The organism is Mesorhizobium sp. M1A.F.Ca.IN.020.06.1.1 (assembly GCF_004023265.1).
Lineage (GTDB): Bacteria > Pseudomonadota > Alphaproteobacteria > Rhizobiales > Rhizobiaceae > Mesorhizobium.
In genome coordinates this window covers 1-7093 of sequence record NZ_RZSR01000236.1, presented here as the reverse complement: position 1 = coordinate 7093, position 7093 = coordinate 1, and the positions used below count along the sequence as shown (strand labels likewise).

Annotated in this window: 7 protein-coding genes and 1 pseudogene; 6 read left to right on the top strand and 2 right to left on the bottom strand. The window is 66.4% G+C overall.

Going from position 1 to position 7093, the window contains the following annotated elements:
• The 4 genes and pseudogenes from EOA60_RS12945 to EOA60_RS12930 all read left to right on the top strand — a co-directional run.
• Nucleotides 1–225 (top strand): annotated as a pseudogene (locus EOA60_RS12945) (sugar phosphate isomerase/epimerase); the annotation flags it as partial.
• 59 nt (nt 226–284) lie between these two features.
• Nucleotides 285–1454: a mandelate racemase/muconate lactonizing enzyme family protein gene (locus tag EOA60_RS12940; RefSeq protein WP_095800600.1), complete on the top strand. Its 1170-nt coding sequence runs from the start codon at nt 285–287 to the stop codon at nt 1452–1454.
• 2 nt (nt 1455–1456) lie between these two features.
• A complete protein-coding gene (locus EOA60_RS12935; RefSeq protein ID WP_067318961.1) occupies nt 1457–2173 on the top strand; it encodes a FadR/GntR family transcriptional regulator in 717 nt (238 codons plus the stop codon).
• 5 nt (nt 2174–2178) lie between these two features.
• Nucleotides 2179–3156, top strand: coding sequence for a hydroxyacid dehydrogenase (locus EOA60_RS12930; RefSeq protein WP_095823530.1), 978 nt, complete (start codon nt 2179–2181; stop codon nt 3154–3156).
• An 18-nt stretch (nt 3157–3174) separates the two neighbouring features.
• On the opposite strand, the gene EOA60_RS12925 is transcribed toward EOA60_RS12930, so the two are convergent.
• Nucleotides 3175–4470, bottom strand: a complete 1296-nt coding sequence (locus tag EOA60_RS12925; protein ID WP_095823531.1) for an amidase — start codon at nt 4468–4470, stop codon at nt 3175–3177.
• 112 nt (nt 4471–4582) lie between these two features.
• Between EOA60_RS12925 and EOA60_RS12920 the strand changes: the two genes are divergently transcribed.
• Nucleotides 4583–4930: a GFA family protein gene (locus EOA60_RS12920; protein ID WP_095823532.1), complete on the top strand. Its 348-nt coding sequence runs from the start codon at nt 4583–4585 to the stop codon at nt 4928–4930.
• 61 nt (nt 4931–4991) lie between these two features.
• On the opposite strand, the gene EOA60_RS12915 is transcribed toward EOA60_RS12920, so the two are convergent.
• Nucleotides 4992–6206, bottom strand: coding sequence for an MFS transporter (locus tag EOA60_RS12915; RefSeq protein ID WP_095823533.1), 1215 nt, complete (start codon nt 6204–6206; stop codon nt 4992–4994).
• Between the two features lie 137 nt (nt 6207–6343).
• Here EOA60_RS12915 and EOA60_RS12910 point away from each other — a divergent pair.
• The coding region (locus tag EOA60_RS12910) for a cupin domain-containing protein (protein ID WP_164899284.1) at nt 6344–7093 on the top strand (750 nt) is incomplete at its 3' end.

Genomic DNA, 7093 nt, shown 5'->3' with positions numbered 1-7093 from the left:
CTGAAGGAGATCGGCTATGACGGCGCGCTGACCAACGAGTTCGTCGCGCCGGTCGACCGCACGCCGGCCGCCCCCTATCCGGAGATGGTGGAGCGCAACCCGGTCGACATCTCGCCCGAGCAACTCAAATTCATCCAGGATCACGGCTCCAGCGTGCTCACCGAGAAGTTCTACACCGATCAGATGCGCATCACCGCCGAAACGCTGCTGCCGCTGATCAAGTAGACGGTCCGATTTGGAGCTTAGCCCTACCGTCCTGGCCGGGCGGCGGGCCGGGGATCAAGATGCGTATAAAAAGCGTCCAGGCCTGGTGGGTTCGTATACCGATCGAAGTCGCAAAGCAGCATCGCAGCGACTTCGGTCAGGTGACGACGTTCGACGCCGCCATCCTGCGCGTCGAGACCGACGACGGCCTGGTCGGCTGGGGCGAGGGCAAGAACGCCGCCGGCAGCGCCGGCAGCTATGGCGCGCTGGTCCACATGCTGAACCACGAAATTGCGCCGCAGCTCATCGGCCGTGATCCGGCCGATATCGGCATCATCTGGGAGATGCTCTACAACGGCGTGCGACACCACACGGCGGCCCATGCCGGCCATGCCATGCCCCAGCTGGCGCGGCGCGGCATGAGCGTGGCGGCGATCAGCGCGGTCGACATCGCGCTTTGGGACATCCTCGGCAAGTCGCTGGGGCAGCCGGTCTGGCGGCTGCTCGGCGGCCGCAAGGTCGAGCGCATGCAGGCCTATGCCTCGGGCGGCTGGGCGCCAGCCGATACCATCGGCGACCAGCTCAAATCCTATATCGCCAAAGGCGGTTTCAAGGCGCTGAAGATGCGCATCGGCGCCATGGACGGCGCCCCGCATATCTCGGCCGCGCGCGTCCGCGCCGCCAGGGAAGCGATCGGTCCTGACGTCGAACTGATGGTGGACGCGCACGGCACCTACACCGTCGCCGAGGCCAAGCGCTTCATCAGCCTCACCGCCGATCTCGATCTGGCTTGGTTCGAGGAGCCGGTGATCGCCGACGACAAGCACGGTATGGCCGAGGTGCGCGCGTCCGGTTCGACCCCGATCGCCACCGGCGAGAGCGAGGCGACCCGCTATGCCTTTCGCGATCTGGCCGTGCTGAAATCGGCCGACATCTTCCAGCCTGATCCCGCCTTCTGCGGCGGCATCAGCGAGGCGATGAAGATCGGCACCATCGCCAGCGCCTTCAACCTGCGCTTCGCGCCGCATCTGTGGGCCGGCGCGCCCTGCTTCTTCGCCGGACTGCATGTCTGCGCGGCTTCCCCCGCGACCTTCATCGTCGAGTATTCGCTGGGCGCCAATCCGATGATCCACGATCTCGTCGAGGAGACTGTCGAAGCAAAGGACGGTATGATAGCGATCCCTGAAAAGCCCGGATTGGGTTTCACCGTTTCGGAGCGATTCCTGGAGGCGCACGCGCTACGCATTTGACGATGAAAGAAAAGAACCTTCTTGCGGAACTCGCCGCCTATCTGTTCTCCAACTCGGACAAGGAGTCGGGCCGCACGCCGTCGGAGCGCGAGCTGGCGGAGCATTTCGCCGTCAGCCGCGGCCAGATCCGCGAGGCGCTTGCCATCCTCGAAGCGATGCGCATCGTCGAGCGCCGCGCCAAGTCCGGCATCTATATCGATACCAAGCAGGCGAGCGTGGAAGCGTTAGCGCTTTTCGCCCGCGCGGGCCTGCCGCTGGATCCGGTGCAGATCTACGAGACCGTCGAGCTGCGCAAGATCCACGAGATCAAGGCGGCCGAGCTTGCCTGCTCACGCGCCACCGAGGAGAATTTCGAGCGGCTGCGCGAGATCCTGAAGGCTTCCGAGGAGCGCATCGCCGCCGGCGAAGGCCTCGCCAAGGAAGACCGCGAGTTCCACCTCGAGATCGTGCGAGCGACCAAGAACGGCGTCTTTCACAACATCTGCAGCGTCTACTACCTGATGGGCGAGCAGCGCCTGCCGATCTATTTCAACGATCTGGAGCGCAGCATGCGCTCGCATGCCGAACACATCCAGATCTACGAGGCGCTGTTGCGCCGCGACGGCAACCTCGCCCAGGCGCTGATGAGTGCGCACCTGCAAGGGGCCGAGAGCTACTGGAAGGGGATCATCGAAGGTCGCTGGACCGAGCCGAAAAGCGCGGCGCTCGAAAGGGCCTGAGCTTCATGCGCAAGATCCTGTCGACGCACCCGCTACATCCGCGCGCGACAGGCATGCTGGCGGGAGCCGGCCGGCTGGTCGTCGCCTCCGCGCTCGATGCAAAAACGCTGGCTGCCGAGGCGAAAGACGCCGACATCGTCATCGTCCGAGCGCCGCTGCCGCCGGAGCTGTTCGCAGGCGCGTCCCTGTTGCGCGCCGCGATCCGCCATGGCGCGGGACTGGACATGATCCCGGTCGAGGCGGCCACCGCCGCCGGCGTGCTGGTGGCGAACGTGCCGGCCGTCAATGCCCGCTCAGTGGCCGAACATGTGGTGTTCACGGCGCTGGCGCTGCTCAGGCGCTTCCGCATCATGGATCGCGACCTGCGCGCCAAGGGCTGGCTCGCCGGGCGCGAGCACGCCAATTCAACCAGCGAGCTCGCCGGCAAGACGATCGGCATTGTCGGCCTCGGCGCCGTCGGCCAGGCCGTCGGCCACATCGCCGCGCACGGCTTCGACCTCAAGGTCGTGGCGACGACGCGCAGCCTGCGCCCGGCGCCCGAGCGCGTCGGTTTCCTGTCGATAGACGCGCTGGTCGAGCAGAGCGACATCATCGTGCTCTGCTGCCCGCTGACCGAGGAGACGCGCGGCCTGATCAGCCGCGAGCGCATCGCCCGCATGAAGCCCAATGCGCTGTTGATCAATGTCTCGCGCGGGCCGGTGGTCGATGACGAGGCGCTGATTGAAGCGCTGCGAAAAGGCCGTATCGGCGGTGCGGCGCTCGACGTCTTTGCGACCCAGCCGCTGCCGCCGAGCCATCCCTATTTCAGCTTCGACAACGTCATCATCACTCCGCATATGGCCGGCATCACCGAGGAATCGATGATGCGCATGGGCGTCGGCGCTGCGAACGAGGCCTTGCTGGTGCTTGCCGACAAGCTGCCGGTCAACCTGCGGAATCCGGAAGTGATCGAGCGTTACCGTCGGCGCTTTCCGGCCGACTGATTGCGCCGCTGCACCACCTCAACCGCTCAGCAAAGCCTCCACCGCGGCAGCAATTCCGAGCAGACGTCGGTCGTGCCCATGCCTCGCCACCAGCATCAGCCCGGCCGGCAGCTTGGTGCCCGGCATCGGCAGCGAGATTGCACAGAGATCGAACTGGTTGGCGACCTGCGTGTTGCGCAGGAGCAAGCCTTCCGTCCTGTCGCGTAGCGCTTCGTCGCCGGCCATCGCCACGATCGACGGCGCGACCATCGGCACGGTCGGCAGAGCAAGCGCGTCGACCGCTTGCAGCCGTTCCGTCATGGCCGCGACCAGTTCCGCCCGGCGACGGATTGTCCTGATATAGGCGGAAGCGGGAACCGTCCGCGCGCGCGACAAAGGCCCGCTGACATGTGGGTCGACGGGCACCGAGGCCCCGGTCGCCAGCCAGTCGGCATGCACCTCCGCACCCTCCATCGACGCGATCGAGGCGCGCATGGTCGCCGCGCGCATCCCGCCAATGAGGTCATCGATCGATAGATCGGCAACGCGCGCCCCTGCCCGCTCCATCTGGCTGGTGCACGCCTCAAAGGCCGCGGCGACGTCGGCTTGCGTGTCATCAAAGAGCCGGCCGCGCGGAACACCGATGCGCAGACCGGCGAGCGGGATCGGATGAAGCGCCATCGGCTCCTCCCCCGCCATGATCGCGTCGGCAACCGCGCAATCACCGACGCTGCGGGCGAGCGGCCCGATCGAATCCAGTGTCGCCGACAACGGAAAGGCGCCGTCCAAAGGCACGCGCCGGGCCGTCGGCTTGAAGCCGACGACGCCGTTGAGCGAGGCCGGGATGCGAACCGAGCCGCCCGTGTCCGAGCCGATCGAGATCTGGCTGCTGCCTTCGCCCACCGCAACGCCGGCGCCCGATGAAGAACCGCCCGGGATCAGGCTGGCATCCGCCGCATTGCCCGGTGTGCCGTAGTGCAGGTTGTCGCCGATCGCGGTGAAGGCGAATTCGGTCATGTTGGTCTTGCCGAGGATCACTGCGCCCGCCTGGCGCAGCCGGCGCACGATCGCCGCGTCCTGCGCGGCGGGCTGAGCACCGGCGAGCATCGCCGAGCCTGCCCGGGTCGGCTCGCCGGCGACATCGAACAGATCCTTGATCGACACGACCACGCCATCGAGCGGCCCGAGGCAGACCCCGGCTCTTTGCCGCGCGTCGGCTGCATCCGCTGCGGCGAGCGCCGCCTGCGCATACTGCTTGACGTAGACCTTTTCGTCAGCCGCGCGATTGGCAAGACGTGACAGGATGATTTCGAGACGGTCGCGCACGGATTGCATGTCGATGTCGGACTCCGCAAGGATGCAACGTCTTTTAAGGCAGCCAATTTGGCTAGCGGATGGATAACCCGGCAAGGGTGCCTTTGCACCTGCCAGCGATAGGAAGAGACTGATGCTGTACAAAGGCAGTTGCCACTGCGGCAAGGTGGCTTTCGAGGTCGCAGGCGAGCTCGGCGGCGCGGTGCGCTGCAACTGCTCGATCTGCGCGCGCAAGGGGGCGCTGCTCTGGGCCGTGCCACACGCCAGCATGCGCCTGGTTGCCTGGGGCGACGACCTCGGCAAATACACCTTCGGCAAGGGCTCGATCGCGCATCGCTTCTGCCGGACCTGCGGCATCCATCCCTTCGCCGAGGATGTCAGTCAAGGCAGCGAGCGCAGCGCCTACATCAACATCAATTGCCTCGACGGCATCGATCTCGCCGCTATCGAGGTTTTCGAGTTCGACGGCCGCTCGGCTTAGCCCAGACTGCATCGCCCTGCCGACAAGCCGGCCGTACCGGCTGGCTTGTCGGCGTCCAAGGTTATTCAGCCTGTTTCGGCCCGACGGCGAAAGTCACCAGCGCTGCGAGCAGCGTTGCCATGGCACCGTAGCCGAATGCGCTGGCGACGCCGGCATGGTCGACCAGCAGGCCGCCGAAGACTGCGCCCAGCGCGATCGCCACCTGGAACGTCGCGACCATCAGGCCGCCGGCGCTCTCGGCCTGGTCGGGAGCGGCGCGCACCAGCCAAGTCTGCAGCCCGACCGGCACCGCGCCGAAGGCAAAGCCCCATGCCGCAACTGCGATTGCCGCAATCACCGGTGAAGCGCCGATGGTGAGCATGGCAAGCGCCGACAGCGCGATCAGCAGCGGCGCCAGTCCGACCGCAAGCTTCAGATTGCGCTCGGCCAGGAAAGCGCCGGCGAAATTGCCGAAGAAGCCGCCGATGCCATAGGCGAGCAGAACCAGCGAGATGGTCTCGATCGGCATGACCGGCACCGTCTCCAGGAATGGCCGCACATAGGTGAAGCCGGCAAACTGTCCCGAGGCGACGAGCAGCACGACCAGCAGGGCGATGCGGATCGTCCGCCGCTTCAGTACCTCGATCAGCGTGCGAAAGCTCGCCACGGCCGTCGGCGGCAGGCTGGGGATGGTGGCAAGCTGTACGAGCAGCGTCAGCGCGCCGACGACCGCCGCGATCATGAAGGCCGTACGCCAGCCCCAGATGTCGCCGACATAGGCGCCGACCGGCGCCGCGGTGACGGTCGCCACCGATACGCCGGTCAGGATGATCGACATTGCGCGCGGCATCAGCCGCATCGGCACCAGTCGCATCGCCATGGCGGCCGACATCGACCAGAAGCCGCCGAGCGCGACGCCCAGCACCACGCGGGCAAGAAGCAGCATTGTGAGCGAGGAGGCGAAGGCGGCAAGCAGGTTGGAGACGATCAGAAGCAAGGTGAGCAGCCACATGACCAGCCTGCGGTCCAGCCGCTTGGTGACGATGGCCATCGTGGGTGCTGCGATCGCGCCGACGACGGCCGTCGCCGTCACGGCCTGGCCGGCGGCGCCTTCGCTGACGCCGAGATCCTGCGCCAGCCGCGTCAGCAGGCTAGCGGGCAGAAATTCGGCGGTCACCAACCCAAACACGCCGAGCGCCAGCGAGACCACCGCGCCCCATACAGGCTCGCTTCGCTCCTCGGCTTCGGTTCTATCGAGAACAGCGGCATCGATGACGCCTGTGGCGGGTTCGGTCATGGGAAATCTCCGATCTGTTTTGCGGCGCCATTTGGAAGACCGCCAGTTCGGGATCCACCCGTTGCAGGCCTGGCGCGCGACGCTGCAGTGCAACATAGGGAGTGACCGGCTGGAGTTTCCATGCTAGAAACGCCGGAATGAATTACAATTCGTCCAAAACCACATTCCCGGCGTCCGGCGATCCGCTGACCGACATGCTGCGCGGATTGCGGCTCGACGGCGTCGACTATGGCCGCTGCGTGCTGGGCGAACCGTGGGCCGTTTCCTTCCCCGCGCAGAAGGCGGCGCGGTTCCATTTCATCGGCCAACAGGGCTGCTGGCTGTTCTCACCGGCCAAGGAATGGATCGAGCTCTCTGTCGGCGACGCGCTCTTGATCCCGCGTGGCGATGAGCATGTGCTGGCGAGCGCGCCGGGCGTTCCGCCCGTGCCGATCGGCCGCTACACGATCGAGCCGGTCTGCGAGAACATCTATGACGTCTCCAACGGCTGCGACGGCTGCAAGACCTTGCTGTTTTGCGGCAGCATGCATTTCAATCTCGACGGCTCGCATCCGCTGCTCGACATGATGCCCGACCTGATGCAGGCGCATAAGCTGATGGCGAACGCGCCGGGCATCCAGCATCTGCTCGATGCGATGGCTGGCGAGGTGACGATGGACCGGGTCGGCTCGGGCGGCATTCTCGCCCGCCTGGCTGACGTGCTCGCCGCCACAATCATCCGCTCCTGGGTAGAGAACGGCTGCGGCGACGCGACCGGATGGATCGCCGCGGTGCGCAATCCTGACGTCGGCAAGGTGCTCGCCGCTATTCATCTGCAGCCCGACCGGGATTGGACGGTCGGGGCCCTGGCCCGATTGATGGGCGCGTCTCGCTCCGCCTTCGCGCAG

What these genes read in the sequence shown, in the direction of transcription:
- EOA60_RS12940 (WP_095800600.1), top strand. Translation starts at nt 285, where the DNA reads ATGCGTATAAAAAGCGTCCAGGCCTGGTGGGTTCGTATACCGATCGAA.
- EOA60_RS12935 (WP_067318961.1), top strand. Translation starts at nt 1,457, where the DNA reads ATGAAAGAAAAGAACCTTCTTGCGGAACTCGCCGCCTATCTGTTCTCC.
- EOA60_RS12930 (WP_095823530.1), top strand. Translation starts at nt 2,179, where the DNA reads ATGCGCAAGATCCTGTCGACGCACCCGCTACATCCGCGCGCGACAGGC.
- EOA60_RS12925 (WP_095823531.1), bottom strand. Translation starts at nt 4,470, where the DNA reads ATGCAATCCGTGCGCGACCGTCTCGAAATCATCCTGTCACGTCTTGCC.
- EOA60_RS12920 (WP_095823532.1), top strand. Translation starts at nt 4,583, where the DNA reads ATGCTGTACAAAGGCAGTTGCCACTGCGGCAAGGTGGCTTTCGAGGTC.
- EOA60_RS12915 (WP_095823533.1), bottom strand. Translation starts at nt 6,206, where the DNA reads ATGACCGAACCCGCCACAGGCGTCATCGATGCCGCTGTTCTCGATAGA.